This is a genomic window from Terribacillus aidingensis, assembly GCF_040703035.1.
GTDB lineage: Bacteria > Bacillota > Bacilli > Bacillales > Amphibacillaceae > Terribacillus.
This window is the reverse complement of record NZ_CP159996.1, coordinates 662034-687922: the sequence shown is the minus strand read 5'-3', so window position 1 is coordinate 687922 and position 25889 is coordinate 662034. Positions and strand designations below refer to the sequence as shown.

The 25889-nt window shown below is 46.4% G+C and carries 24 protein-coding genes and 2 riboswitches; of the genes, 2 read left to right on the top strand and 22 right to left on the bottom strand.

The features are described 5' to 3' along the window. Positions 1-11: 11 nt before the first annotated feature. The 5 genes from ligA to ABXS78_RS03755 form a co-directional block, all read right to left on the bottom strand. Complete coding sequence (gene ligA / locus ABXS78_RS03775; RefSeq protein ID WP_366248988.1) at positions 12-2018, bottom strand: NAD-dependent DNA ligase LigA; 2007 nt, start codon at positions 2016-2018, stop codon at positions 12-14. A 14-nt stretch (positions 2019-2032) separates the two neighbouring features. Further along, positions 2033-4252, bottom strand: coding sequence for a DNA helicase PcrA (gene pcrA / locus ABXS78_RS03770; RefSeq protein ID WP_366248987.1), 2220 nt, complete (start codon positions 4250-4252; stop codon positions 2033-2035). A 13-nt stretch (positions 4253-4265) separates the two neighbouring features. Then, the gene (locus tag ABXS78_RS03765; protein ID WP_366248986.1) at positions 4266-4955 is read right to left on the bottom strand and encodes a heptaprenylglyceryl phosphate synthase; all 690 of its coding nucleotides are present in this window, start codon (positions 4953-4955) and stop codon (positions 4266-4268) included. 137 nt (positions 4956-5092) lie between these two features. Next, positions 5093-6085 carry a Gfo/Idh/MocA family oxidoreductase gene (locus ABXS78_RS03760; protein ID WP_366248985.1) on the bottom strand — a complete coding sequence of 331 codons (993 nt, stop codon included), beginning with the start codon at positions 6083-6085 and terminating at the stop codon, positions 5093-5095. A gap of 14 nt (positions 6086-6099) precedes the next feature. Then, positions 6100-6402: a YerC/YecD family TrpR-related protein gene (locus ABXS78_RS03755; protein ID WP_095223442.1), complete on the bottom strand. Its 303-nt coding sequence runs from the start codon at positions 6400-6402 to the stop codon at positions 6100-6102. Positions 6403-6566: 164 nt separating this feature from the next. Here ABXS78_RS03755 and ABXS78_RS03750 point away from each other — a divergent pair, with 164 nt between their 5' ends. Next, the gene (locus ABXS78_RS03750; RefSeq protein WP_366248984.1) at positions 6567-6833 is read left to right on the top strand and encodes a DUF2892 domain-containing protein; all 267 of its coding nucleotides are present in this window, start codon (positions 6567-6569) and stop codon (positions 6831-6833) included. A gap of 38 nt (positions 6834-6871) precedes the next feature. On the opposite strand, the gene purD is transcribed toward ABXS78_RS03750, so the two are convergent. The 17 genes from purD to ABXS78_RS03665 all read right to left on the bottom strand — a co-directional run bounded on the left by purD (position 6872) and on the right by ABXS78_RS03665 (position 24647). After that, positions 6872-8125 carry a phosphoribosylamine--glycine ligase gene (purD, locus tag ABXS78_RS03745; protein ID WP_366248983.1) on the bottom strand — a complete coding sequence of 418 codons (1254 nt, stop codon included), beginning with the start codon at positions 8123-8125 and terminating at the stop codon, positions 6872-6874. Between the two features lie 18 nt (positions 8126-8143). After that, positions 8144-9670, bottom strand: coding sequence for a bifunctional phosphoribosylaminoimidazolecarboxamide formyltransferase/IMP cyclohydrolase (gene purH, locus ABXS78_RS03740; protein WP_366248982.1), 1527 nt, complete (start codon positions 9668-9670; stop codon positions 8144-8146). Positions 9671-9675: 5 nt separating this feature from the next. Beyond that, positions 9676-10248 (bottom strand): phosphoribosylglycinamide formyltransferase, encoded by a 573-nt coding sequence (gene purN, locus ABXS78_RS03735; RefSeq protein WP_366248981.1) that lies wholly within the window; start codon positions 10246-10248, stop codon positions 9676-9678. Further along, positions 10245-11270, bottom strand: a complete 1026-nt coding sequence (purM, locus tag ABXS78_RS03730) for a phosphoribosylformylglycinamidine cyclo-ligase (protein ID WP_366248980.1) — start codon at positions 11268-11270, stop codon at positions 10245-10247. The genes purN and purM overlap by 4 nt, the downstream gene beginning before the upstream one ends. 10 nt (positions 11271-11280) lie before the next feature. Beyond that, complete coding sequence (purF, locus tag ABXS78_RS03725) at positions 11281-12693, bottom strand: amidophosphoribosyltransferase (protein ID WP_095223609.1); 1413 nt, start codon at positions 12691-12693, stop codon at positions 11281-11283. Next, positions 12669-14891, bottom strand: coding sequence for a phosphoribosylformylglycinamidine synthase subunit PurL (purL, locus tag ABXS78_RS03720; RefSeq protein WP_366248979.1), 2223 nt, complete (start codon positions 14889-14891; stop codon positions 12669-12671). Before purL ends, purF begins: the two co-directional genes overlap by 25 nt. Then, positions 14875-15558 carry a phosphoribosylformylglycinamidine synthase subunit PurQ gene (gene purQ / locus ABXS78_RS03715; RefSeq protein WP_366248978.1) on the bottom strand — a complete coding sequence of 228 codons (684 nt, stop codon included), beginning with the start codon at positions 15556-15558 and terminating at the stop codon, positions 14875-14877. The genes purL and purQ overlap by 17 nt, the downstream gene beginning before the upstream one ends. Continuing rightward, positions 15555-15806 (bottom strand): phosphoribosylformylglycinamidine synthase subunit PurS, encoded by a 252-nt coding sequence (gene purS, locus ABXS78_RS03710; protein WP_095223435.1) that lies wholly within the window; start codon positions 15804-15806, stop codon positions 15555-15557. The genes purQ and purS overlap by 4 nt, the downstream gene beginning before the upstream one ends. Continuing rightward, positions 15803-16516 (bottom strand): phosphoribosylaminoimidazolesuccinocarboxamide synthase, encoded by a 714-nt coding sequence (gene purC / locus ABXS78_RS03705; protein ID WP_366248977.1) that lies wholly within the window; start codon positions 16514-16516, stop codon positions 15803-15805. Before purC ends, purS begins: the two co-directional genes overlap by 4 nt. Before the next feature lie 25 nt (positions 16517-16541). Beyond that, positions 16542-17837 carry an adenylosuccinate lyase gene (gene purB / locus ABXS78_RS03700; protein WP_366248976.1) on the bottom strand — a complete coding sequence of 432 codons (1296 nt, stop codon included), beginning with the start codon at positions 17835-17837 and terminating at the stop codon, positions 16542-16544. Next, on the bottom strand, positions 17834-18961 hold the full coding sequence (purK, locus tag ABXS78_RS03695; RefSeq protein ID WP_366248975.1) for a 5-(carboxyamino)imidazole ribonucleotide synthase: 1128 nt from the start codon (positions 18959-18961) through the stop codon (positions 17834-17836). Before purK ends, purB begins: the two co-directional genes overlap by 4 nt. After that, positions 18948-19439 (bottom strand): 5-(carboxyamino)imidazole ribonucleotide mutase, encoded by a 492-nt coding sequence (gene purE, locus ABXS78_RS03690; RefSeq protein WP_095223431.1) that lies wholly within the window; start codon positions 19437-19439, stop codon positions 18948-18950. Before purE ends, purK begins: the two co-directional genes overlap by 14 nt. A gap of 100 nt (positions 19440-19539) precedes the next feature. After that, positions 19540-19639: riboswitch (purine riboswitch) on the bottom strand. A 119-nt stretch (positions 19640-19758) separates the two neighbouring features. Then, the gene (locus ABXS78_RS03685; protein WP_095223430.1) at positions 19759-19977 is read right to left on the bottom strand and encodes an NETI motif-containing protein; all 219 of its coding nucleotides are present in this window, start codon (positions 19975-19977) and stop codon (positions 19759-19761) included. Further along, entirely contained in the window at positions 19940-20515 is a 576-nt protein-coding gene (locus ABXS78_RS03680; protein WP_095223429.1) for a DUF2179 domain-containing protein, read from the bottom strand. The genes ABXS78_RS03685 and ABXS78_RS03680 overlap by 38 nt, the downstream gene beginning before the upstream one ends. Before the next feature lie 43 nt (positions 20516-20558). After that, positions 20559-21326 carry a tryptophan-rich sensory protein gene (locus ABXS78_RS03675; protein WP_366248974.1) on the bottom strand — a complete coding sequence of 256 codons (768 nt, stop codon included), beginning with the start codon at positions 21324-21326 and terminating at the stop codon, positions 20559-20561. A gap of 163 nt (positions 21327-21489) precedes the next feature. Next, positions 21490-22824 (bottom strand): NCS2 family permease, encoded by a 1335-nt coding sequence (locus tag ABXS78_RS03670; protein ID WP_095223427.1) that lies wholly within the window; start codon positions 22822-22824, stop codon positions 21490-21492. A 111-nt stretch (positions 22825-22935) separates the two neighbouring features. Then, positions 22936-23037: riboswitch (purine riboswitch) on the bottom strand. 95 nt (positions 23038-23132) lie between these two features. Beyond that, positions 23133-24647, bottom strand: a complete 1515-nt coding sequence (locus tag ABXS78_RS03665; RefSeq protein ID WP_366248973.1) for a UDP-N-acetylmuramoyl-L-alanyl-D-glutamate--2,6-diaminopimelate ligase — start codon at positions 24645-24647, stop codon at positions 23133-23135. Positions 24648-24826: 179 nt separating this feature from the next. Here ABXS78_RS03665 and ABXS78_RS03660 point away from each other — a divergent pair, with 179 nt between their 5' ends. Next, positions 24827-25882: an aromatic acid exporter family protein gene (locus ABXS78_RS03660; protein WP_366248972.1), complete on the top strand. Its 1056-nt coding sequence runs from the start codon at positions 24827-24829 to the stop codon at positions 25880-25882. Positions 25883-25889: the final 7 nt, after the last annotated feature.

The following is a 25889-nucleotide window of genomic DNA, read 5'->3' as shown; positions in this document are numbered from 1 at the left end:
GTTTCTCCTCTCTATTCCTGTAACGCTTCAATCAAACGTGCTTCATTCCATATCTCTATACCAAGCTTCTCAGCTTTTTCATATTTGGAACCAGCATCTTCACCGGCAATCAGCAAATCTGTTTTCTTGCTGACACTTCCTGTGACAATACCGCCGAGTGCTTCTATTTTCTCTTTTGCCTCTGGTCTTGTGAGAGCGTCCATTTTTCCTGTCAAGACAATGGTTTTGCCGCTGAAGATGCTGTCACCAGTCACTTCCTGCGGTTTGATGCCTTTATAGGTCATATTGACGCCTACAGCTTTCAGCTCTTCGATCAGCTGGGTTACTTTTTCTTCCTGGAAATGCTGGTAAATAGAGTCAGCCATTTTTTCTCCGATTTCATCAATTGCTACAAGCTCCTCAACGGTTGCCTGCTGCAATCTGTCAATCGTTTCAAAGGCTTGCGCCAATGTTTTAGCAGCTTTCGCTCCGACAAAGCGGATGCCCAGCCCGAACAATAAGCGTTCAAGCGAATTTTCCTTGGACGCTTCAATTGATTTGAGCAGATTGTCCACCGACTTCTCGCCCATACGCTCCAAACCAAGTAAAGCATCCCGATCGAGTTTGTACAAATCATCAATGGTGTGCACCAGTTCAGCACGATACAGCTGGATGATGACCTTCTCTCCTAGCCCATCAATGTTCATAGCATTACGGGAAACAAAATGAATCAGCCCTTCGACCAGCTGTGCCGGACAGTTCGGATTGATACAGCGCAGAGCCACTTCTTCTTCCAAACGAACTGTCTCACTGCCGCATTCCGGACAGTGCTCCGGCATATGGAATTCCTTCTCTTCTCCTGTACGTGCATCAGTAACGACACGCACTACTTCTGGAATGATGTCACCGGCCTTTTTAATGACAACCGTATCCCCGATTCGAATATCCTTTTCGCGAATCAGATCTTCATTATGCAAGGTTGCACGCTGTACTGTCGTTCCTGCCACTCGGACTGGCTCCAGCAATGCTGTCGGTGTGATGACACCAGTACGCCCGACATTCAGCTCGATGTCATACAGCTTCGTCGTCACTTCCTCAGCTGGGAATTTGTATGCAATAGCCCAGCGCGGTGTGCGGGCCGTAAAGCCAAGTTCATCCTGCTGTTCCCGCTTGTCCACTTTGATTACGATACCATCGATTTCGTAGCTCAGTTCACGTCGTTTGGCGCTCCATTCCTCGACATAAGCAAGTACTTCCTCGATTGTTTGGCAGCGGCGGCGTTCTTTATTTGTCTTGAAGCCTAGCTGCTCCAAATAGTCGAGCAATCCGCTATGGGAATCCAGATTATTGGTCTCCCATTGACCGGAACCATAGAGGAAGACGTCCAGATTTCGACTGGCAGCAATCTTCGGATCAAGCTGGCGCAAAGACCCAGCTGCTGCATTACGCGGATTCGCAAAAGGTGCTTCTCCGTTTTCTTCCTTCTGGGCATTCAGAGCTGCAAAGGACTTTTGCGGCATAAATGCCTCTCCGCGCACCTCGATTGCTTCCTCTAAATCAATTCGAAGCGGGATGCTGCGAATTGTCCGTAGATTCTGGGTAATATCCTCACCAGTCGTACCGTCGCCACGTGTTGCTCCTTGGACGAACTCTCCGTTATCGTAGCGAAGAGAAACAGCCAGTCCATCAATCTTCAGCTCACAGATATAGGAATAGTCATCTGTATCCAAGCCGTTCCGGACCCGCTTATCAAAGCTTCGCAAGTCTTCTTCGTTGAACGCATTGCCCAAGGATAGCATCGGCACGCGATGCTCCACTTTGTTGAATGATTCAAGCGGAGTCCCGCCAACACGCTGGGATGGCGAGTCACTTGTGATAAGGTCGGGAAATTCCGCTTCGATATCAAGCAGCCGTTTCAATGTCTGGTCGTACTCATAATCAGACACCTGTGGATTATCGAGAACATGATAATCATAATTATATTGATTGAGCTTCTTGCGCAAATCCGCAAGCTCTAGAATTGCTTCTTCTTTGTTCATGCTTGCCACCTCAGTTAAGCTTTTGTGATCGGTGCGAATGAAGCAAGCAGCCGTTTGATGCCTACTGGCGCAGGGAAGGCGATATCAAGCTCCATCGCTTCTCCTTCTCCATTGACCTTGACTACTGTTCCTTCGCCCCATTTCTTATGGACGGCCTTGTCGCCAGGTCCCCAGCCGAGAGCGTCTGCTCCGGATTTTGGCTTCGGCTTGCGTACGATACGCTTTTGCTCCTGTGGTTTAGCCACTTGACGGCCGCTTCCAAGTCCAAACGGATTCTGTTTTGTTTCTTGGATACCTTCCAGCAGTTCATTCGGAATTTCACCGATAAAACGGCTGACAGGGTTCATATTCGTCCGTCCGAACAATGTCCTCATCTTAGCGTGCGTGAGGAATAACTCCTCTTCTGCTCGAGTGATGCCGACATAAGCAAGGCGGCGTTCTTCTTCCATTTCTGTTTCATCCATTTGTGAACGGCTATGCGGGAATACGTTCTCTTCCATTCCAATCAGGAATACGACTGGAAACTCAAGCCCCTTGGCACCATGCAGCGTCATAAGGATGACTTTATCATCGCTGGATGGATCTTCATCCATGGAATCGATATCTGCAATCAGCGCAAGATCTGTCAGGAATGCAACCAGTGTCTTATCTTCACTCGTCTGCTCAAAGTTTTTTGTTACTGTCTTGAACTCTTCCAAGTTCTCAAGTCGGCTCTGTGATTCGATGCTTCGTTCTGCTTTCAGCATCTCCTCATAACCGGAACCTTCCAGTACCTGCTCGACCATATCTGTTGCAGTCAGGAATTCAGTCTGCTTGCTCCAGTTGCTGATCATCGCTCCGAACTCACTAAGCGCATTGGCAGCTTTGGCGCTCACACCAGTAAAATCAACTTCCTTCAGCGTATCGAACAAGGAAATATCGTGCTCATTCGCATACGCCTGCAGTTTTTCAATCGATGTTTTACCAATGCCTCGCTTCGGTTCATTGACTACCCGCTCGAAGCTGATATCATCATCTGGATTGGCAATCAGACGGAGGTAAGCTAGCATGTCTTTGATTTCTTTTCGGTCATAGAACTTTGTGCCGCCTATCATTTGATACGGCACGCCCGCTTTTACAAACGTTTCCTCAATGGATCGGGACTGGGCATTTGTACGGTAAAGGATTGCAATATCGCGGTAATGCCGCTTTTTCTCCATCATGACCATTTCTTCGATTTTCTCTGTTACATATAGTGCTTCATCTCGCTCGGTGGCTGCTTCATAGTAACGAAGCTTTGAGCCATCGATATTGTCCGTCCACAAGTTTTTTGGCTTACGTCCTGTATTGTTGCCAATTACCTTGTTAGCTGCATCCAGTATTGTCTTCGTCGAGCGATAGTTCTGCTCGAGCATAACGACCTTGGCATTTGGATAATCCTTTTCGAATGAAAGGATATTCGTAATATCCGCACCCCTCCAGCGGTAAATGGATTGATCGGAGTCCCCTACCACACAAAGGTTCTTATATCGGGAAGCCAGCTGATTCACCAAGCGATACTGTGCGTGGTTCGTATCCTGATACTCATCCACATGGATGTACTGAAAACGACGCTGGTAATATTGCAGCACTTCTGGCACCCGGTCAAATAGCTGTATTGTCTGCATGATCAAATCATCGAAATCCAATGATTGATTGCGGCGCAACGTTTTCTGGTACAGGTCAAATATTTCTGCCACTTTTCTTTCGTAGACACTTCCAGCTTCCTTGCTGTATTGGTCAGGTGTAATCAGTTCGTTTTTCGCTGAGCTGATGGCACCAAGCATCGCACGCGGATCGTACTGCTTCGGATCTAGATTAAGCCGTTTTAGTGCTTGCTTGATTACAGAAAGCTGATCGCTTGTATCCAGTATGGAAAAATTGCTATTGTATCCTATTCTGTCTATATCACGCCGTAAAATGCGTACACACATAGAGTGGAAAGTCGAAACCCAGATCTGTGAGCCTTCATCTCCAACTAATTTGTGTACACGTTCCCGCATTTCACGAGCTGCTTTGTTTGTGAAGGTAATCGCCAAAATACTGCGGGGCGACACTTCCTTCTCACCAAGTAAATAAGCAATCCGGTTCGTGAGTACTCGTGTCTTACCGCTTCCGGCACCTGCCATGATCAGGAGCGGTCCTTCGGTATGCTGTACCGCCTCTGCCTGTTCTTTATTCAAACCATTTATTAAATCATTCGCCAATCGGCTCATGTTTGCACCGCCTTTATTTCTTTCCTTTTACTGCAGCCACTGTCTTCAGGGCAGCCTTTATATTATCATACACGCTGTTTCCGACAATAATCACATCAGCATATTGCTTCATCTCTGCTGCCTGCTCCGGTGAAGCGATGCCGCCTCCATAGAATAACAACGTATTGGAAAGCTGATTTTTTACCTTGCTTACAAGTGCAGGATCTGCATACGCTCCGCTGTTTTCCAGATAAAAAATCGGGAGCTTGTACATATGCTCCGCCATATACGCATAAGCAACGGTATCTTCTTCGGTTGGAAGCTCGCATTGGGTATGTGTGAAAACCTTCGCTTCCGGATTGATGACACAGTAGCCTTCCATCATGATTTCATCCCAGTGCATCATATCCCGATACGCCTTGACTGCTTCATGATGCAGCCCCATGATCCATTGCTTATCCTTGCTGTTCATCACCATCGGCACATAATAAAAATCGAACCCAGGTGTCAGCGCATCTATCGTGCTGATCTCCAAAATGACCGGAACTGTGTGGCGGCGAATCCGCGCGAGCAAATCAAGTACACCATCAAGCGTCACATTATCTGTACCGCCGACAATGATAGCGTCCGTACCGGATTCACAGATTTTCTCTAAATCTTCATCACCGATTTCCTTAGCCGGATCAAGCTTGAATATATGTTGCCACTCTTTCATGTTATACACGTGCATATCCTCCATTACTTGCTTCCATAACGTTCATTATAGCAAAAATCGACTTGATAATTCAGTGGTTAAGGCGAGGAAATACGAAGAGTTTACGAACGAAGAAAGCCCGGCAACCAATTGCCAGGCTTCTTTTGTCATTGAATCCGATCTGCTGGGAAAATCAAGCCAAACTGACTTCGCGCTTTCTCCATGATTTCCGCTACAGCCAGCGCCAGTTCATGTGTGTTGATACTTGATTCCCGTTTTCCTGATTGAATCAGGTTCACGAATTCCTCTATCTCATATCTCATGTTATGGTCGTTATCCTGCGGACCACTGATGGTTTCCTCTGTGCTATCGTGGTATTGGATCGATACGTTTTCAAAATGACCGATATGGTCGATCCGGATGGTCGCATCTTCTCCTTGTATTTCAGAAGGTAAAGTAGAGCTGGTAATTTTCGAATAGTAAACAACCGCCTCCATTCCATCATACGTCAGCGTTATTGTCGCTTGGCCATCCACGCCGGACTCAAGCAAAGTTCCGCTCGCCTTGATTTCCTTCGGCTTACCGAACAGTGCAACAAGCGGATACAAGCAATAGATCCCGATATCCATCGTAGCTCCATTACTAAGTTCCGGATTGAATGCATTCAGAATCGTCCCTTGGCGATAAGCATCATAGCGGGATGAGTACTGACAAAGCTGTGCCACATATCTGCGTACCGTTCCGATTTTCTCCAAATTCTGCTGAACGGCATGGAAGTTCGGCAGAAACGTCGATTTCATTGCTTCCATCAGCAACACATCGTGCTGCTTTGCCGTTTGTATCAGATCTTTCACTTCCGCAGTATTGGAAGCTAGCGGCTTTTCACATAAAACATGAACACCATGCTGCATGAAGATCTTCGCCTGTCCCGCATGCAAAGCATTTGGACTCGCAATATAAACAGCATCGATTTCTCCGCTCGCCGCCATTCCTTCAATGTCGGTGAACGTATGTACTGCTTTGTGCTTACTAGCGAATTCCTCCGCCTTTTCTAGCTTACGTGAGTAGACGGCCGTCAACTCGAAGTTTTCGACCTTTTTAGCTGCTTCCAGAAAAATTTCTGTAATCCAGTTCGTTCCGACAACACCAAAGCGTACCATCCAATGTCAGCTCCTTAGTCTTCTGTTTTTTCTTCCAGACGCTCAAGTACCGTATTATAACCCTCATTACCATAATTAAGACAGCGTTTCACGCGGGAAATCGTCGTTGTCGATGCACTCGTTTCCTGGACGATTGCATGATATGTCGCTCCAGCACGGAGCATCTTCGCCACTTGAAGGCGCTGTGTAAGAGATTGTATTTCGCTGATTGTCGCAATGTCGTCGAAGAAGCGATAGCATTCCTCGATATCCTTTAATGAAAGTATCGCCTCAAATAATTCATCTAAATGCTCACCACGGAGCTTATCAAGCTGCATGCAGCTTCCCTCCCCCATACGCACGGATGTGCTTCTTACCTTATCTTTTATCATACATCATCTGAGCGGATTTGCGTAATACGACGTGCATTGGAATTTTTATACTAGCATAAACGCTGAAAGTAGCAGGGAAACTAAGACCACAGAAGGAAGGGGGGCTACAATTGAAACCTAATATGGGGATAATACAAGCGATGATCCGAATTACTGCTGGAATCAGCATAGTCGGATATGCAACAGCTGTTCTTGTGACAAGACCGAGGAAGTTAACCGCCCATTTAGCCTTGCTGGCAGGCGCAATGAAAATTGCGGAAGGAATCGTACGTTATTGCCCAAGTATGACCATCATCAATCAATTTTTGCATAAACAGGATTCCCAAGATCAAGAGCAAGATTCCCAGGGGAAAGAAAAGGATTCCCAAGGAGAATAAAAAAGAAGAACTGGCCCGTATACCAGTTCTTCTTTCCTTTATTTCCCGAAGCCAATATCAGTCCGATAATGGAAATTCGGGTTATCTTCAAAAATTTCAAGTCCTGTTTTGACACTTTCCACTGCATCCGTACGATTATGGTGTACAGAGCCGATGAACAAGATGCGGCCTCCGTTGGAAACATAACCGTCTGCCGTTTTTTCGGTACCGGCGTGGATACAGTAAACATCCTGCGGCAGTTCTGTTAAATCAGGAATCGGAAGCTGCTTGTCATAGCTTCCTGGGTAGCCGCTTGCAGCGATGACCGTTCCGGTAGCGTAAGCATCCTTCCACGTCAGCTTAGGATCTTCACCAGCTGTAACATCCTGCATGACCTGCAGCAAATCATTCTCCAACAGCGGCAGGATGACCTGTGTTTCAGGGTCTCCGAAACGGGCATTGAATTCAATCACTTTTGGTCCGTCTGTTGTTTCGATAAGACCGGCGTACAAAACACCTGTAAAAGAACGGTCTTCTTTCACAAGTCCAGCTGCAGCAGGCTTCAGAATGCGTTCGATTGCTTCATCAATCACTGTCTGCTGTAAATCCGGAATTGGTGCATACGCACCCATACCGCCTGTATTCGGGCCCTGGTCATTATCGTAAACGCGTTTGTGGTCACGAGCAGGCACAAGCGGATAAACATTTTCTCCATTCACGAAAGCCATTAGTGAAAATTCCTTGCCGTCAAGAAAATCCTCGATAATAACAAGGCTGCCCGCTTGGCCGAACTGGTTGTCGACTAGCATGCTTTCTACAGCTTCCTGCGCTTCCTCAACCGTCTGGGCAACTACGACACCTTTACCAGCAGCAAGCCCATCTGCTTTCACAACGATCGGTGCACCTTTTTTCGCAATATATGCTTTTGCTTTATCTGCATCAGAGAAAGTCTCACTGGCTGCAGTAGGGATAGCATGAACACGCATAAAGCTTTTAGCGTAATCCTTGCTTCCTTCGATCAAAGCAGCTTCCTTTGTTGGTCCGAATACATTCAAGCCTTCCTGTTGGAAAGCGTTGACGACACCAGCAAGCAACGGAATTTCCGGGCCGACAAATGTCCAATCGATTTGTTCTTCCTTAGCAAAATGGACCAGGTCTTCCACAGCTGTTACATCAATCGGCACACAAGTGGCCAAGTCGGCTATACCGCCATTACCTGGTGCTGCGTACAATGCCGTAACCTCAGTACTTGAAGCTAGCTTTGCGACGATACTATGCTCGCGGCCGCCGCTGCCTATAACAAGAACTCTCACAAAGTCTCCCCCTGACAATTAGTGCTTGAAGTGGCGCATATCTGTGTAAACCATAGCAATATTGTGCGCATTACATACAGCTACAGAATCTTCGTCACGTTTTGATCCGCCTGGCTGGATGATAGCTGTTACTCCAGCTTTCACTGCCGCTTCGACTGTATCCGGCATAGGGAAGAATGCATCCGATGCGAGCACCGCACCTGCTGCTTTCTCACCAGCCTGCTCCAAGGCGATCTTAGCAGCTCCAACCCGATTCATTTGTCCTGCCCCGACACCGATCGTCTGATCATCCTTTGCCACAACGATGGCATTGGATTTCACATGCTTCACAACTTTCCAGGCGAAGAGAAGATTCTTCATTTCGTCTTCTGTCGGCTTTCGGTTAGTCGCAACAGTGAGATTCGCTTCTGTTACAGCACCTGCATCATAATCCTGTACAAGCAGACCGCCGCTTACGCTGACGACCTTTTTCGGTTGTTGGATTTTATCTGCAGCAAGCTCCAATAAACGGATGTTTTTCTTCTCCGTCAATAAAGCCAATGCTTCTTCTGTGAAGCTTGGCGCGATGACAATCTCAAGGAAGATCTCCTTCAGCTGCAATGCCGTATCTTTATCAACTTCACCGTTCAAAGCAACAATACCGCCAAAAATAGATGTCGGATCTGCTTCGAATGCTTTTCGGAAAGCATTCGAAATAGTTTCTCCGATACCGACACCGCAAGGGTTCATATGCTTGACTGCAACAGCAGCAGGCTCTTGGAATTCCATGACGATCTCCAGTGCTGCATTTGCATCCTGGATATTATTATAAGAAAGCTCCTTGCCATGCAGCTGCTTCGCATTTGCGATGGAAGCGCCTTTGACGATTGGATCCTTGTAGAATGCCGCTGCCTGATGCGGGTTTTCCCCATAACGCAAGGATTGGACTTTTTCATATGTCAGTGTCAATGTTTCCGTATCATGCTCTTCATTCAATTCAGCAAAATAACCTGCTATCATCGCATCATAGTTTGCTGTATGGCGGAATACCTTACCTGCTAAGCGGCGTTTCGCTTCATAAGAAAGCTCACCCTCCTGCAATGCAGACAATGTCATCTCGTAATCTTCTGGATCAACTAGGACAGTAACACCAGCAAAGTTTTTAGCAGCTGAACGAAGCATTGTCGGTCCTCCGATGTCGATATTTTCGATGGCATCGGCTTCTGTAACGCCTGGCTTCTCGATCGTATTTTTAAACGGATAGAGATTCACTACAACCAAATCGATCGGTGTGATGTCGCGCTCCTTCAGTTGCTGCATATGGCTTTCATCATCTCTTCTAGCTAACAAACCGCCGTGTATGGCTGGATGAAGCGTCTTTACACGTCCGTCCATGATCTCATCAAATTTAGTCACATCAGACACTGCCACTGCTGGAATTCCTGCTTCCTGCAGTTGTTTCAAAGTGCCTCCAGTTGAAATGATCTCAAAATCCAATGCTGCCAATCCTTTGGCAAATGGGATGATACCTGTTTTATCTGATACGCTTATTAACGCACGTGGCATTGCAGTCATTCCTTTCTATCTTGTTCTTTGAGTATGTACGAAATCGTTTCCGGATAAAGGCGATGCTCAATTTCTTGGATTCGCTGATGCAAGGTTTGATGTGTATCATTTTCCAGGACCGGAACTGCTTCTTGGGCAATGATATTTCCAGTATCCATTCCCGCGTCAACGAAATGAATCGTCACTCCGCTCACCTTCACACCTGCAGCCAAGGCTTGTCCGATCGCATCCTTGCCGGCAAATGCTGGCAGCAGCGACGGATGGATGTTCAGGATACGCTCTGGATATGCCTCCAGCAGAGTGTGTCCGATCAAGCGCATGTAACCCGCTAGAAAAATCCATTCAATCTGTTTTTCCTGCAGCTTAGTAAGAATAGCTTGTTCATAGGCTTGCTTATCTTTAAAGGTCTTCGGATCGCAGACAAAAATCTCCGCTTCCCACTCTTTTGCTTTTTGTATGACAGGTGCTTCCGGCTTGTCACAAACAAGCAGCTGGATTGTACAAGGTAATTCGGCAGCCTGCACAATCGCTTCAGCGTTGCTGCCGCTGCCGGAAGCAAAAACGGCAGCTGGAATCATGCGGAAAACTCCACGCCTGTCTTGTCCGTCACGTCACCGATGATCCAAGCGCTTTCGCCAGCTTCTCGCAGAATGGAAACTGTTTCTTCTGCATCTTCTTTAGAGACAATTAGTGCCATACCGATTCCTGTATTGAAAACACCGAGCATATCCTCAAAGACTAGCTCAGCTTTTTCCATTAGGAATTCATAGACAGGCGGCAGCTCCCAGCTTCCGGTCTGTATCCGGACTCCAAGATCCTCGGGCACTGCGCGCGGCAGGTTTTCATGGAAGCCGCCGCCAGTGATATGAGAGATACCATGGATATCAATTTTCTCTTGGACAGCACATACTGCTTTTGCATAGATTTTGGTCGGTTCAAGCAAGATTTCTCCTAATGGACGATCAAATGGCGCGTACACTTCGTCCAGTCTCAGACCATGCTGCTCAATCAGACGGCGCACTAGAGAGAAGCCGTTGGAATGCAGACCACTAGAAGCAATCCCAATAATCGCATCTCCTGCTTTAACATCAGCACCGCTGATCAGCTTCGCCTTTTCCCCAATACCTACGACAAAGCCCGCCAAGTCATATTCTTCTGCTCCATACATACCTGGCATTTCAGCTGTTTCGCCGCCTATCAATGCAGCACCTGCTTCAACACAGCCATCAGCAATGCCTTTGACAATCTGTTCGATCTTCTCCGGTTCATTTTTGCCGCAGGCGATATAATCCAGGAAAAACAACGCTTGTGCACCTTGAGCGATGATGTCATTCACACACATAGCGACAAGGTCGATTCCTACCGTATCATGCTGATCCATATCAAAAGCCAGCTTCAGCTTCGTACCAACTCCATCTGTTCCGGAAACAAGTACCGGTTCTTTATAAGAGAAAGACGACAAGTCAAACAGTCCTGCAAACGCGCCGACACCGCCGATAACTTCCGGACGGTTCGTACGATTGATATGTTTCTTCATTAAGTCTACTGCGCGATAGCCTGCTTCGACATCCACGCCGGCTTGCTTGTAAAGTTCGCTCATGCTTGCCCTCCTAACATTTGTACGCCGGAAGTACGGTATCCGGATAGATTTCAGTTGGATAGTTTCCTGTAAAGCATGCCTTGCAAATACCATGTGTCATCGTATCGTTGTCACCAACGATGCAATCTTCCAGACCCTCGACTGACAGGAAAGATAGTGAATCTGCTTCGATTAACTCGCGCATCTCTTCAATGCTGTGATTAGCCGCAATCAGCTCTGATGTCGTCGATGTATCAATACCGTAAAAGCATGGATTTTGAATCGGAGGAGAAGCGATACGCACATGCACTTCGGTTGCACCAGCTTCCTTCAGCATCCGGACAATCCGTTTGCTTGTCGTTCCGCGCACGATTGAGTCATCAACCATGACGACGCGTTTTCCTTCGACAATACCGCGTACAGCCGATAACTTCATTTTTACACCCTGTTCACGAAGTTCCTGGGAAGGCTGGATGAAGGTACGGCCCACATAGCGATTCTTGATCAAGCCAAGCTCATATGGAATGCCCGAAGCCTCTGAAAATCCGATCGCGGCTGAAATACTAGAATCAGGAACACCTGTTACAACATCCGCTTCAATTGGGGCTTCCTGCGAGAGCACTTTCCCCATCTTTTTACGGGAAGCATGCACGTTCTGGCCGTTCAAATTGGAATCCGGACGGGAGAAGTAGACATACTCCATGGAACAAAGTGATCTTTCAAGAGTGGAAGAAAAACGCTGCGTATGAAGACCTGCATCGCTGATTGTTATCAATTCACCGGGCTCCACTTCACGTACATATTCCGCTCCTGTTACATCAAATGCACATGTTTCAGAGGAAACTACCCATGCATCACCAAGGCGGCCAAGTGACAACGGACGCAACCCTTTTGGATCTACTGCAACAAACAGCTGGGTTTCTGTAAGGATTGTAAGGCTGTAAGCACCTTTGACCATACTGAGAGCCGACTTGATCGCCTCTTCCAGTTCTATCTGACCGCTGCGCTTGATCAGATGGGCAATCACCTCTGTATCAGAAGAAGTCTGTAAAATGCTGCCTTGTGCTTCCAGCTGCTGCTTCAGTCCATATGCGTTAACGAGGTTTCCGTTGTGTGCGATTGCCAGGCTATCTTTCTGGGAGCGGAACAGCAACGGCTGTACGTTCTCATAACCTCCGCCGCCAGCAGTGGCATAGCGGACATGGCCGATGGCTGCATTGCCGTTCAGCTTGTTGAACTGTCCTTCTGAAAATACTTCATTAATCAGGCCGATTCCTTTGTGCAAATGAAGGTTTTCCCGGTCAGTCGTGACGATACCGGCTCCCTCCTGCCCGCGATGCTGCAAGGCATGAAGGCCGTAGTACGTCACTTCTGCAGCTTTCTCATGTCCCCATATCGCAAAGACGCCGCATTCCTCATTCAAGCCTTTGATTTCAGCAAGCATGGAATAGCTCCTTTCCAAAGTGCCTCGAGTGTCGATACTGCTTCTGAGATGATAGATCGTCCATCTTGTCCAATTACAAGCTCTGCTTCTTCTGTTACCAAACCAATTTGCTTTGCTCCTGGCACTGCCTGTTCGAAAGCTGCCTGATTTTCTGGAGAAACCGTCAAAAGGAAGCGTGACTGTGATTCACTGAAAAGCGCTGCCGTCATATCACCGTCGATTGTTACCTTAGCACCAAGCTCTGTACCGAATAGACTTTCTGCCAATGCAACAGCAAGACCGCCTTCTGCGAGATCATGTGCAGATGCTATGAATCCTTGCTGAATGCTAGCTAGTACTGCTTGCTGGTTGCTCGCTTCCACATCTAGATCAATAGCAGGTGCTTTACCGTAATAACGTCCTTCCAGTACATTCTGCAACTCGCTTCCGCCGAATTCAGCCTTCGTTTCACCTAGTAGATAAATAGCATCACCAGCTTGCTTGAACTGGCTTGTCGTTACATGCGCCAAGTTCTCTACCAAGCCGACCATTCCGACGATAGGTGTCGGGAAAATTGCTTGCTGATTGGACTCGTTATAAAGCGATACGTTACCGCTGATAACTGGCGTTTCCAATGCTAAACATGCAGCGCTCATACCATCCACGCTTTTTTCCATTTGCCAGAAGTTCTCTGGTTTATCCGGGTTTCCAAAATTCAAGCCATCTGTCAGCGCAAGCGGCTTCGCACCTGAACTGATGATATTACGAGCTGCTTCTGCCACAGCAATCTTGCCGCCAGTTTCTGGATCCAGATAGATATAGCGGGAATTACAATCTGTCGTCATTGCAATTGCTTTCTCTGTTCCGCGTACGCGCACGATTGCCGCATCACTTCCAGGTGCGACGACCGTACTTGCACCAACCATGGAATCATATTGATCATAAACCCATTCTTTGCTGGCAATCGTCGGCTGCTGCAAAAGCTGCTTCAGCGTCGCTGCATGATTCATGACAGCTGGCTTATAATCGATAGTCTGGAATTCTGTGTAATAGTCAGGTACCTTTGATTCTTTGTAATAAACTGGTGCATCCTCAGCTAAACTATCAACCGGGATCTCTGCTGCAACTTCACCATGATGCAAAAGACGGAACTGTTTGTCATCCGTTACAGTACCTACAGCAACCGCTTGTAGTCCGTATTTTTCGAATACTTCGATGATGCCCTGCTCTTGGCCTTTCTTCACGACAAGCAGCATGCGCTCCTGGGATTCGGAAAGCATCAATTCATATGGCGTCATATGCTGTTCACGCTGCGGTACTAGGTCAAGGTTCATTTCCATACCCATACCAGCTTTACTCGCCATTTCACTTGCACTTGATGTCAGACCAGCTGCGCCCATATCCTGGATACCGACAAGTGCTTCATGCTGGATCACTTCCAAGCATGCTTCAATCAAAAGTTTTTCCATGAATGGATCACCAACCTGAACAGAAGGACGTTTTGATTCAGATTCTTCGCTCAAGTCTTCTGATGCAAACGTTGCACCATGGATACCATCACGGCCAGTTGGAGCACCTGCGTAGATAACTGTATTACCAACACCAGCAGCAATCCCTTTTTGGATATCCTTTTGGTCGATCAAACCGACACACATTGCATTGACGAGCGGGTTGCCTTCGTAGCTAGCATCAAACTGAATTTCTCCGCCAACAGTCGGTACACCGACACAGTTACCGTAGCCAGCAATACCGTGGACAACTTCCTCAAGCAAATATTTAACACGCGGTGTCGTCAGGTTACCGAAACGCAAGCTATTCAGTAGTGCAATTGGCCGGGCTCCCATGGAGAATACGTCACGAATGATACCGCCAACTCCGGTCGCTGCGCCTTGGTAAGGCTCGACAGCAGATGGATGGTTATGACTTTCGATTTTAAATACAACCGCTTTGTCATCACCGATATCGACGATTCCCGCTCCTTCACCTGGTCCTTGCAGGACATGCGGTCCTTCCGTCGGGAATTTGCGCAATAGTGGCTTGGATGTTTTGTAGCTGCAATGCTCAGACCACATAACGGAGAAAATGCCTGTTTCCGTGAAATTTGGCTGTCTGCCAAGGATATTCTTTACAGATTGGAATTCCTCATCTGTCAAACCCATATCTCGGTACAAACGATCTTGTTCGATTTTTTCCGGACTGATCTCAGCTTGTTGTAACATACATTTCCCTCCAGTGTTGTAGTACGGATTGGAACATTGCAAGTCCATCGCTTGAACCGAGCAAATCCTCGACAGCTCGTTCCGGGTGAGGCATCATGCCTAGCACATTACCTGCTTCATTGACGATTCCGGCGATATCAGCCCGAGAACCATTCGGATTGTTCTTGTAAGTAAAAACAATCTGATTATTTCGTTTCAACTCTTCCAGTGTTCGATCGTCACAATAGTAATTTCCTTCACCGTGGGCGATCGGAATTTGAATTTGCTGGCCTTTTTCATAGCCGCTTGTGAACATCGTATCGGCTCTTTCGACAACAAGGGTTTCGTAATGACACATGAACTTCAGCTTTTCATTCCGCAGCATTGCACCCGGCAGCAAGCCTGTTTCCAATAAGATCTGGAAGCCATTGCACACACCAAGGACGGGTGTGCCTGCTTCTGCCTTTTGCTTGATTTGGTTCAATACATTGGATACAGATGCAATCGCGCCGGAGCGAAGATAATCACCGTAGCTGAATCCGCCCGGAAGCAAGATAGCATCATAGTCTGTCAGATTCGCATTTTCATACCATACTAGATCCGCTTCTTCTCCTAAACCGTCTTTGACCGCATGGTACATATCCCGGTCACAGTTGGAGCCTGGAAAGACGATGACAGCAAATTTCACGAGTGTATACCCTCCTCGACTGTATAGCTGTATTCTTCCATGACAGGATTGGCTAGCAGCTTATCACACATACGCTGTACTTCCAGTGCTACATCCGCTTCATCCGGCAGTGTCATTTCGATGTACTTTCCGACACGAGTATCTGCTACATCCGGGAATCCATTTGCCTGCAATGCTTCCTGTACAGCCTTACCTTGCGGGTCCAAAACCCCTTCTTTCAGCGTGATAAAGATTTTTACCTTTTTCATTTTGCTGCCTCCAGTCGATTTAGAATTGCATCATATACGTCGATCAAGCTACCAAGGTCTTCACGGAATACATCCTTGTCCATCTTGCCGCCATTCTCCTTGTCCCAAAGCCGGCATGTATCCGGGGAAATTTCATCAGAGAGAAGAATGGAGCCGTCTTGGTCACGGCCGAATTCCAGTTTGAAATCGACCAGCTGCAGACCTACTCGGTCAAAGAACGTCTGCAGATGCTGGTTGACTTCCAATGCTGCTTGCTTAATGTAAGCAAGTTCTTCTTCATTCACATCCGTCAGCAGTAATGCATGTGCATCATTGATGATCGGATCATCCAAACTATCATCCTTATAGTAAAGCTCTGTCAAAACGGGTTGGAAAACGGTCTTCTCCGGAATACCAAGCCTTCTCGTAATGCTTCCTGCTGCAACATTCCGAACGACTACTTCGAGCGGTACGATCGTCGTCTTTTTCACAAGCTGCTCTGTTTCGCTGAGCGGCTTGATGAAATGCGATGATATGCCCTGCTTCGTCAAGTATTCAAAAATATGGGTCGAGATAAGATTGTTGTAGCGGCCTTTTCCTTCAAAGCTTGCTTTCTTCTTGCCATTGAATGCTGTTGCATCATTTTTATAAGACAGCACGAGCTCTTGCTCATTTTCGGCTGATTGAAACACTTGCTTGGCTTTTCCTTCGTACAGCAATTTTCCTCTCACATTCTCCACCCCGTTTTTCAAAGTATTATTCTAATCCGATCTTATGGAAAATCTGATCTACATTTTTCAAGTGGTACGTATAGTCGAAGCAGTCATCAATTTCTTCCTGGCTAAGGAAGGCAGAGATTTCGGTTGTTGCTTCGATGAGCTGTTTGAATTGTGTTTCTGTCTCCCATGCTTCCATCGCTTTCGGCTGAACGATATCGTACGCTTGTTCACGGCTCATGCCTTTATCAATAAGTGCAAGCAATACACGCTGGGAGAAAATAACGCCGTAGGTCCGATCGATGTTACGCTTCATGTTTTCAGGGAAGACCGTTAAATTCTTCACGATATTAGAGAAGCGGCTCAGCATATAATCAAGCGCGATTGTCGCATCCGGCAGGATAACACGCTCTGCAGATGAATGAGAGATATCGCGTTCATGCCAAAGAGCAACGTTTTCGTAAGCTGTGACCATGTGACCGCGGATCAGGCGTGACATGCCGACCATGTTCTCAGATCCGATTGGATTACGTTTATGGGGCATTGCAGAAGAACCTTTTTGACCTTTGGCGAAGAACTCTTCCACTTCACGCGTTTCTGTTTTCTGAAGCCCGCGGATTTCAGTCGCGAATTTCTCGATGCTTGTAGCAATCAATGCCAAAGTGCCCACATATTGTGCGTGGCGGTCACGCTGCAATGTTTGCGTGGATACTGGTGCTGGCTTCAAGCCTAACTTCTTCGTAACGTATTTCTCCACATACGGATCGATATTCGCATATGTACCGACCGCACCAGAAAGCTTGCCATATTGAATCGTGTCAGCTGCAGCGTCAAAACGCTCCAGATTACGTTTCATTTCTTCATACCATAACGCCATTTTCAAACCGAAAGTCGTTGGCTCGGCGTGCACGCCATGTGTACGTCCCATCATGACAGTATGCTTATGTTCCTTTGCTTTTGTTTCCAAGATCTCGATAAAATTGACAATGCCTTTTCGGATGATTTGATTTGCCTGGAGCAATAAATACGATAAAGCTGTATCTACTACATCCGTGGATGTCAGGCCGTAATGCACCCATTTGCGCTCTTCGCCCAATGTCTCGGATACTGCGCGAGTGAAGGCAACCACATCATGGCGTGTTTCCTGCTCAATTTCCAAGATACGATTGATATCGAAGGATGCATTTTCACGCAGTGCTTTCACATCGGATTCAGGGATGATGCCTAAATCACTCCATGCTTCACATGCTAGAATCTCGACCTCAAGCCACGCTTTATATTTGTTTTCATCTGTCCAGATGTTACCCATTTCTTCTCTTGTATAACGTTCAATCATGCTTTGTTTCCTCCTAGTGATCGTGTAAAAGCGTCGCTTTCATCCAGCAGGGTCTTACGTGACGTCCCAACCATTGTGAAATGCCCCATTTTCCGTTTTGGCTTTGCTTCTTGCTTGCCGTAGTCATGGATATGGGCTAGTGGTCTGTCAGGCTGCTGCCAATACTGGTCCAGCTCTTCTCCTAATAAATTTATCATAACGGCGGCTCCGATAAAATGGACCGGCAAAAGCGGCAAACCACATACTGCTCGGATATGCTGCTCGAATTGCGAAACCGTACAAGCTTCAATTGTATAATGACCGGAATTATGCGGTCGCGGTGCGACTTCATTCATGTAAAGCTCATTGCCTGAGACGAACATCTCGACGGTGAAGGTACCGACAACTCCGGCTGCTTCCGCCAGCTTGCCAGCAGCGTTACGTGCTTGCTCTGCTACCTCGTTTGTGATGCTGGCGGGTGCGATTGTCCGATAAAGGATGTGATCTCGGTGTTCGTTTTCTGCTGCCGGGAAATACGTTATCTCTCCATCCTGGCCTCTAGTCAGTACAATCGATATTTCCTTATCGAATGTTAACCATGATTCTACAATGCAGCGTCCATTCTGCCGAACGAATGCAGCAGCTTCTTGCAGGTCTTCCTTAAATTCCAGTTTTAGCTGTCCTTTGCCATCGTATCCGCCTCGGCACGTTTTTACGACCGATGGAAAGCCGATTTCCCTAACCGCAGTCAGCAATTCCTTCTCGTCTGTCACTATCGTAAAAGGCGCTACTGGAAGATCCAGTTCTTTCATGAGATTCTTTTCATTTGCTCTATCTCGACTGATTTCCAATAGAAGGGAACCTTGCGGGAGCTTTCCCTTTTCCTCCAGCAGTTTAGCTGCATCCAAATCGACATTTTCGAATTCATAGGTGACAACATCGCTTAAGCTCTCTAGTTTTCGGATAGCGTCTCTATCATCATAGGGTGCTTCGATATGCAAGTCCGCTACCTGTGCAGCTGGACAATCATGCGCCGGGTCGAGGACAATGATTCGATATCCCATATGCTTTGCGGCTGTTGCCATCATGCGGCCGAGCTGCCCGCCCCCAAGGATACCGATAGTGATGATATTATTTGGTCGCAAGCTGATCCCTCATTTCCGCTACTTGTTTCTTCATGCCTTGCTGATAAGCAGTCAGGCGCTCAGCAATTTGTTTATTATGAGTACCGAGGATTTGGGCCGCCAGGATACCGGCATTTTTAGCTCCTGCTTTTCCGATTGCTACTGTAGCTACCGGAACACCGCCTGGCATCTGAACGATAGAGAGCAAAGAGTCCATCCCATCAAGTGCTTTTGTCTGTACTGGTACTCCAATCACAGGCAACGTCGTTTTACTTGCTACCATTCCTGGCAGATGAGCTGCACCGCCTGCACCGGCAATGATCACCTTCAAGCCTCTTTCTCTAGCATTCGCTGCATAATCAAACATATCCTCAGGTGTCCGATGAGCCGAAATCACTTCTTTCTCAAAAGATATTTCCAGCTCTTCCAAAAGCTTGCACGCATGCTCCATTGTCTCCCAATCAGAGATGCTGCCCATGATGATTCCAATCTCTGCCATCCAAATCCCTCTTTCCTCTTTTTGCCGTAAAAAAAGCCTATTCACCTCTCCCGCTAACTGAGAGAAGACGAATAGGCATACGGTGTCGTAGGCTCATAATCATGCAGTCATCTTCCCTCATAGTCCGCCATTTACGGTAGCAGGTAGAGACTTCCGGACCGTATTTCCGGAAATATATGAGGTACGATCTATAAAGCACAGCTTCTAGCTTTATGCTGTAGTGTTGTCAAATCCAGCCGTGTCTTTCATGCATGTTTATGATAACAATTCTGACACACATCGTCAATGAAAAAATCGAACGATGGTTAAATTGTTATATTTAATGTTCGGTTTTTAGTAATTTCGTATCAAAAATAACTTTCCTTCCGATAGGTTCTACCTTCTTTGTCCCATTCTCGGTGGTCTCCCGAAAAATTGGTTCTTCCATCTTCCGGACTGGCAGATAACCCTCTGCTTTGATACGATCCAAGCAAGCATCGATTGTCTCATTTTCACCGAGCTCAAATCGTTTCTTTGCCGGCTTCTTTTCTTTTGGCATTACGAATACGCTCCCTCTTTACACTTTTCACCCAGAAACCGCCAAAGATTTGACGAGGCTCGTAGGCAATGATAAAAGCCTTCGGATCGACTTCTTTAATAGCCTCATACAACTGAAGTTCGTATTTACGAGGCGTCAGGATCTGCATGGCAAGTCGGTCCCCGTCCATACCGTAAGCAAACCAGCTGGTGACGCCATAACCTTTTTCACGAAGTCGTCTCGTAAACTCGATACTCGGGTCGGATGAGATAACATTGACGGTAATGTAGCCGAGTGCCAGCTTCTCTTCTATCTTCGAACCGAGAATGACACCGATTCCGAAGCCAAGTGCATAGGCAATCAGGTTCTGGATTTGATCCAAATTGTCTAGGACTAGGCCAAGACCAATCGTATAGATCGTAATCTCGAATACACTGACGCCTGCTGCAATATACCGTCTTCCTTTTAATGTCAGGATGACCCGCAATGTATTGAGACTTACGTAGACGATGTTAACAACAAAGATGATCAGCAGCATGACGAGCGGTATTTCCAGCAACTTGCATCCTCCTCTTACACAAAAAAATTAGTACCTTATAGAATCAATATCCATACTTACGTTTTTTCCTGCGGAACAAATGAATCGGTATTGCAATTAATATGATCACTGCCATAATACTAGCTATCGCTGTAATAGCCGGAAACTCTTCAGCCCTCGCAGCAGCAATGGCAAAATACGCCCAAATGAATACAAGCGGATAGACACTATCCCGGAAAACATGCATAAAGCCAATTGCCAGAATTGCACCGGCGATTAGAATGATGATTGTCCATACTTCTCCTGACAAAAGCCATCCTTCAATATTATCAATCCCTAGCGATACAAATAAAATGCCGACATTTAGAATTGTCGCGACGGAAACCCAGCCGATATAAATTGAAAACGGGAACAAATCAAATTTCCGGCGGTCAGATGAAGTGGCAATGGTTTGATACAGAATAATCAAGGAGACCAGCAGCGCCACCATCGGAATGATGGAAATGCTGAATAGCTGATAATGGAAAGTGAATAGCCAGGCAATGTTAAAGATACAGCTCGCTATGAAAGCTCCAGCTGCTTTTCCATACCATTCTGTTTCACGTGTCGACCGCAGAAATAAGCGGATGACCCAAATAAAAGTGAACAAATAAATAACTCCCCAAATACTGAAAGCATATCCTGCTGGCTGAAATAATACATCAAGCTGATCAGATAGTTGACGGGTGTTCTTCCCTCCGAGCGGCAAGGCGTTGGACAGGTAATTGACGACGATGACTGCGATAAATGCCAGTAAGCTGAACCAAGCCAGCTTCACTGAACGGTTACTCATAGGTACTCCTCCTCCTCGCCCGCTGACAGACGATTTTAATCTCTCGTAAGTATAATACAATTATACCCGTCACCGCCGCAATCAACGCATAAAGGTAAAATCCGATCACAAAACTGTCAATTTTCACCCAAATAAAAAGCCGCCCCGATAGGAGCGGCTTCTTTTATGCCAAAAAGATGAAGTATAACAGGAATACAACGAACAAGAACCACATAACAGGATGGATTTCCTTCGCGCGCCCTTTTGCAAGTAACGTAAGCGGATAGAAGATGAAACCAACTGCAATACCAGTAGCGATACTGCCTGTGAGCGGCATCATGAGAATTGTAAAGAAAGCTGGTACAGCAAGCTCTGTTTTATTCCATTCAATTTCCTTCAAGGAAGTGGCCATCAGGACACCAACCACAATCAAAGCTGGAGCTGTTACTTCATTGGTGATGACAGATAACAGCGGACTGAAGAATAATGCCAACAGGAAACAGATTGCAGTAACGACGGCTGTGAAGCCAGATCGGCCTCCTGCGCCTACGCCTGTAGTCGATTCAACATATGCAGTAGTATTGGAAGTACCTAAGATAGCACCTGCAACTGTCGCACCGGAATCTGCAAGCAACGCTTGTCCAGGATTCGGCAATTTACCATCTTTCATCAAACCTGCTTTGCTGGCAACTGCAACCAATGTACCTGCTGTGTCGAAGAAATCGACAAATAGGAAAGTCAGGATGACAGTCAGCATTTGGATTGTGAAAATATCACCGAAATGAGAAAATGCTGCACCAAATGTAGGTGCAAGGCTTGGTACACTTCCGACAACGTCACCAACTGCAGTTGGAGGATCGATCAAGCCGACAATCATACCTGCTGCCGCTGTAATGATCATTCCAATGAAAATTGCTGCACGGAATCCGATAACCAATAGGATTGCTGTAACGAAGATACCAAAGATAGCTAATAGCGCCGGACCGCTGTGGATATCGCCAAGAGCCACAACCGTATCTTCACTCATAACTACGAGATTCGCGTTCTTTAAACCGATGAAAGCAATGAAAAGTCCAATCCCAGCACCGACTGCCAGCTTCAAGGTCGGCGGGATCGCATTGATTAAAAGTTCTCGCAAACCAGAAAGAGATAGAATCATGAAAATCACACCAGAAGCAAGTACGCCTGCCAATGCAGTTTCCCATGGAATTCCGTAAGTAAGCACAACCGTGAAAGCGAAGAATGCATTCAATCCCATACCAGGAGCTAGTGCTATTGGCAATTTAGCGAAAACACCCATGATCAGGGTACCAATTGCGGAAGCGATAGCTGTAGCTGTGAAGATTGCGCCAGCGTCCATACGGCCGCCATTTATTGCGCTGTCAGGCACGCCTTGCAGAGTCAGCACATTCGGATTGACGAACAGGATATATGCCATCGACAAAAATGTCGTGATACCGGCGATTATCTCGGTGCGGTAAGATGTGTTTAATTCGTCAAAACGGAAAAAACGTTTCATAACTTGTTACTCCTCCTGTAGCTTCGATTGGGCAGGATAAGCTTTCAAATAAAAAACACTTCTGCCAAGGGCAAGAAGCGTTTCTTATCTACACCACATCTGATTATGTAACTCAGATCGAAATGTCAGCGTAGTCAGGTTAATGACGGTAACCTGGTAGAAACTCATGGGCCATATTCCCAAAATTATACGAAGACGAAAATATATAGTATTAATACTCTTTCACTATAAAAGCATTTTGCCTGCTTCGTCAATGTTTTTTCGGTAAATGTACCTAAGAATAGTATTAGTAATCGTTTCCATCCTATTCAGCTGATAGTGGGTTGTACCTTTTCTGCATGTTGTTCTTCAAAATATGATCGAATGATAGCGTGATCAGAATGTGGTATAGCCTTTCCTCTAACGAACTGCGCGCCGTTGATTTGTCCGCCCGTAAGCAGGACAATATCTCCTTCTTCGCTGAGATCTAGTGCAAGACAGACAGCTTCGGCTCTCGTCTTTGCCGTGGACACATTATGCACTCGGTCAGTAAAGCCCTTACACACCGCATCGATGATGATTTTGGGATCATGATGGCCTGGATGATCAACAGATACTACAATCTCATCAGCTCTTCCCTCGATTGTCTCTGCCATTTTCGGCATCTTCCCGAAATCCCTGATACCGACTCCCAATATCATTACAATCAAGCGACGATGCGGAATAGCATTTACCGCAGTCAGCAGCTGATCCAATGCAGCTGGAGTGTGGGCATAATCGAGAATGATTTTCCTGTTGCCGTACTGTTCGATTACTTCAAAACGACCCTCCGGACTTTCAATTGTACCTAAGACATCCACGATTTCTTCCAGATCAAAACCAAGCTGCATCGCTGTCCCTATTGCTGCAAGAAGATTAGCCACATTGTACTCACCAAAAATTGGTGCACGAATCGTATATGACCTTTCATTTGTATAAAGCTCAAATTGGATACCATGCGCATCTGTGTGTAGATTTGTGGCAATCAAATCTGCCTCGCTATTTTTCTTAAGGCTATATGTCAGCAACTTCCCTTGGTACGTATCCAGAATATCCTGCGCCATTCCTTCGTCATCTATATTTACGATCGCAGTAGCGGCTTGTTCAAACAATTTCATCTTCGCCCGCTTATAATTCTCCATTGTTCCATGGAATTCCAAGTGCTCTGGCGATAAATTCGTATGAATTGCAACATCAAATGTTATCGATGCTGTACGCTTTTGATCCAATGCAATAGACGTTGCCTCCATCACAACCGCCTTCTCCCCCTCCGACACCAGCTGTTTGAAAAGCACATGAAGATCAGCAGATTCCGGAGTAGTAGGCGTACTTTTAAAGAAGTTGATTTTCTCTTTAGACGTAATAATACCGCAGGTTCCAATTGACGTAGTCCGAAGCTGAAGCTGATTCAGCAAAGATCGGACATAAGCCGCAACTGTCGTTTTCCCATTTGTTCCGGTGACAGCAACTGTAACAAGCTTTTTCCAAGCCTCATCTGATAGCAACACTGCCATCTGCGCCATCGCCAGCCGAGCATCCTCTACTACAAGGAAGGTGCAATCCTCATACTGGCGATAATAGGATTTCAACAATCCTTCATCCGTTCCTACAATGACAGAAGCACCTTGTGCAATACTATCCTCGATAAAGGCGTGCCCATCATGATTATCCCCTTGTATACAAACAAAAACATCATGTTTCGTTATAAGACGGGAATCAAAACGGACGTTATTGGCAATCGTACTGGAAGTACCGTAAATACGTTTGAAATTGACTTTATTCTGTTTCATTAAATTGATTATCATGGCTACCCCCTGAGTTACCGGTCAAAGTATTTTCTTCTTTTACCCGTAACTTACTGCGGTTATACCATCACTTCAAAAAACATGCTCCAAGCCCCATAACTCTTCCAGTTACAACCATTGCCTGCCAGCTTTATACACTTTATAATGTAAACACGATCCATCAAAGGTGTTGACATAAAGTGAAGAAGTATTTTTTCATCGGCAGTCGTGTCATCAAGACAGGGATTGCTGTGTTTTTTACTGCATTAATTTGTGAAATTGTACACATATCTCCGGCTTTTGCGGTCATTGCCGCTATCGTGACGATTGAGCCGACAATTCATGCATCCATACAAAAAGGTCTGATCCGTTTACCAGCCAGTATGGTCGGAGCAGCATTTTCCGTTCTTTCCATCTATTTATTCGGAGCTTCTCCGCTGACCTACACGGCAGCGGCTTTTTTGACGATTCTGGTTTGCTACAAACTGAAGCTCCATGCGGGTTTGATTGTAGCAACGATTACAGCGGTAGCTATGATCGACGTTGAGCATACTAGTTTATGGGCGGATTTCTGGGCCCGTCTCGGTGGAAGCGTCATTGGAATCATCATTTCTACTTTGGTTAATATGTTTATCCTGCCGCCAGATTACTTCAAGAAATCTCGTCAGCAGTTAGATTTGGTTATATGGCATACAAATGAGCTGCTTCATGCCTTTGTCGAGATACGGATTAGGCAAACACAAGGAGACCAGCCAGTCCAAAGTTTGACAGCATCATTCCGCCAGCTGACAGACCAAAGGCTGCTCCTGGAACAGTATGTGCAGCACCAGCAACAGGAAATCCGTTATCATTTTCCTACTTCAAATGCAAAAGCGTTACTGGATAAAGAGGCCGCCCTGACTCAGAAGCTGAAATTAGTCCATTACCATCTTTGGAATTTGATTCACGCTGGGCGAAGCGGCAAACAGCTGCATTGGAATATAGAACAGCGCAACCGTTTTAGTGCAGCAGCTGAAGCAGTCCAAGAAAGATTGTCACATTGGATGAAGGGAGATCAGGTGTCAGATAAAAGGCAGTTCCATGACTTGTTCCAGCTATTCTGGAGCATCGACATGCCGAAAGATCCGGAAGATGGCTACTTTCCGATTGAAAGCATCTATCTGTATGAATTGCTTTCCATACACGAGCTCATATGTGACCAGCATTCCGAAAAAAACAACTTGCTTATACAAAAAGAGGCCATGCTATCTGATTGATAGCATG

What these genes read in the sequence shown, in the direction of transcription:
- purF (WP_095223609.1), bottom strand. Translation starts at nt 12,693, where the DNA reads ATGCTTGCTGAAATCAAAGGCTTGAATGAGGAATGCGGCGTCTTTGCG.
- ABXS78_RS03760 (WP_366248985.1), bottom strand. Translation starts at nt 6,085, where the DNA reads ATGGTACGCTTTGGTGTTGTCGGAACGAACTGGATTACAGAAATTTTT.
- ABXS78_RS03665 (WP_366248973.1), bottom strand. Translation starts at nt 24,647, where the DNA reads ATGATAATCAATTTAATGAAACAGAATAAAGTCAATTTCAAACGTATT.
- purN (WP_366248981.1), bottom strand. Translation starts at nt 10,248, where the DNA reads ATGATTCCAGCTGCCGTTTTTGCTTCCGGCAGCGGCAGCAACGCTGAA.
- purB (WP_366248976.1), bottom strand. Translation starts at nt 17,837, where the DNA reads ATGATTGAACGTTATACAAGAGAAGAAATGGGTAACATCTGGACAGAT.
- pcrA (WP_366248987.1), bottom strand. Translation starts at nt 4,252, where the DNA reads ATGAGCCGATTGGCGAATGATTTAATAAATGGTTTGAATAAAGAACAG.
- ABXS78_RS03755 (WP_095223442.1), bottom strand. Translation starts at nt 6,402, where the DNA reads ATGCAGCTTGATAAGCTCCGTGGTGAGCATTTAGATGAATTATTTGAG.
- purM (WP_366248980.1), bottom strand. Translation starts at nt 11,270, where the DNA reads ATGAGCGAACTTTACAAGCAAGCCGGCGTGGATGTCGAAGCAGGCTAT.
- purE (WP_095223431.1), bottom strand. Translation starts at nt 19,439, where the DNA reads ATGGCAGAGATTGGAATCATCATGGGCAGCATCTCTGATTGGGAGACA.
- ABXS78_RS03685 (WP_095223430.1), bottom strand. Translation starts at nt 19,977, where the DNA reads ATGCCAAAAGAAAAGAAGCCGGCAAAGAAACGATTTGAGCTCGGTGAA.
- ABXS78_RS03670 (WP_095223427.1), bottom strand. Translation starts at nt 22,824, where the DNA reads ATGAAACGTTTTTTCCGTTTTGACGAATTAAACACATCTTACCGCACC.
- purH (WP_366248982.1), bottom strand. Translation starts at nt 9,670, where the DNA reads ATGCCACGTGCGTTAATAAGCGTATCAGATAAAACAGGTATCATCCCA.
- ABXS78_RS03675 (WP_366248974.1), bottom strand. Translation starts at nt 21,326, where the DNA reads ATGAGTAACCGTTCAGTGAAGCTGGCTTGGTTCAGCTTACTGGCATTT.
- purL (WP_366248979.1), bottom strand. Translation starts at nt 14,891, where the DNA reads ATGTTACAACAAGCTGAGATCAGTCCGGAAAAAATCGAACAAGATCGT.
- purS (WP_095223435.1), bottom strand. Translation starts at nt 15,806, where the DNA reads ATGAAAAAGGTAAAAATCTTTATCACGCTGAAAGAAGGGGTTTTGGAC.
- ligA (WP_366248988.1), bottom strand. Translation starts at nt 2,018, where the DNA reads ATGAACAAAGAAGAAGCAATTCTAGAGCTTGCGGATTTGCGCAAGAAG.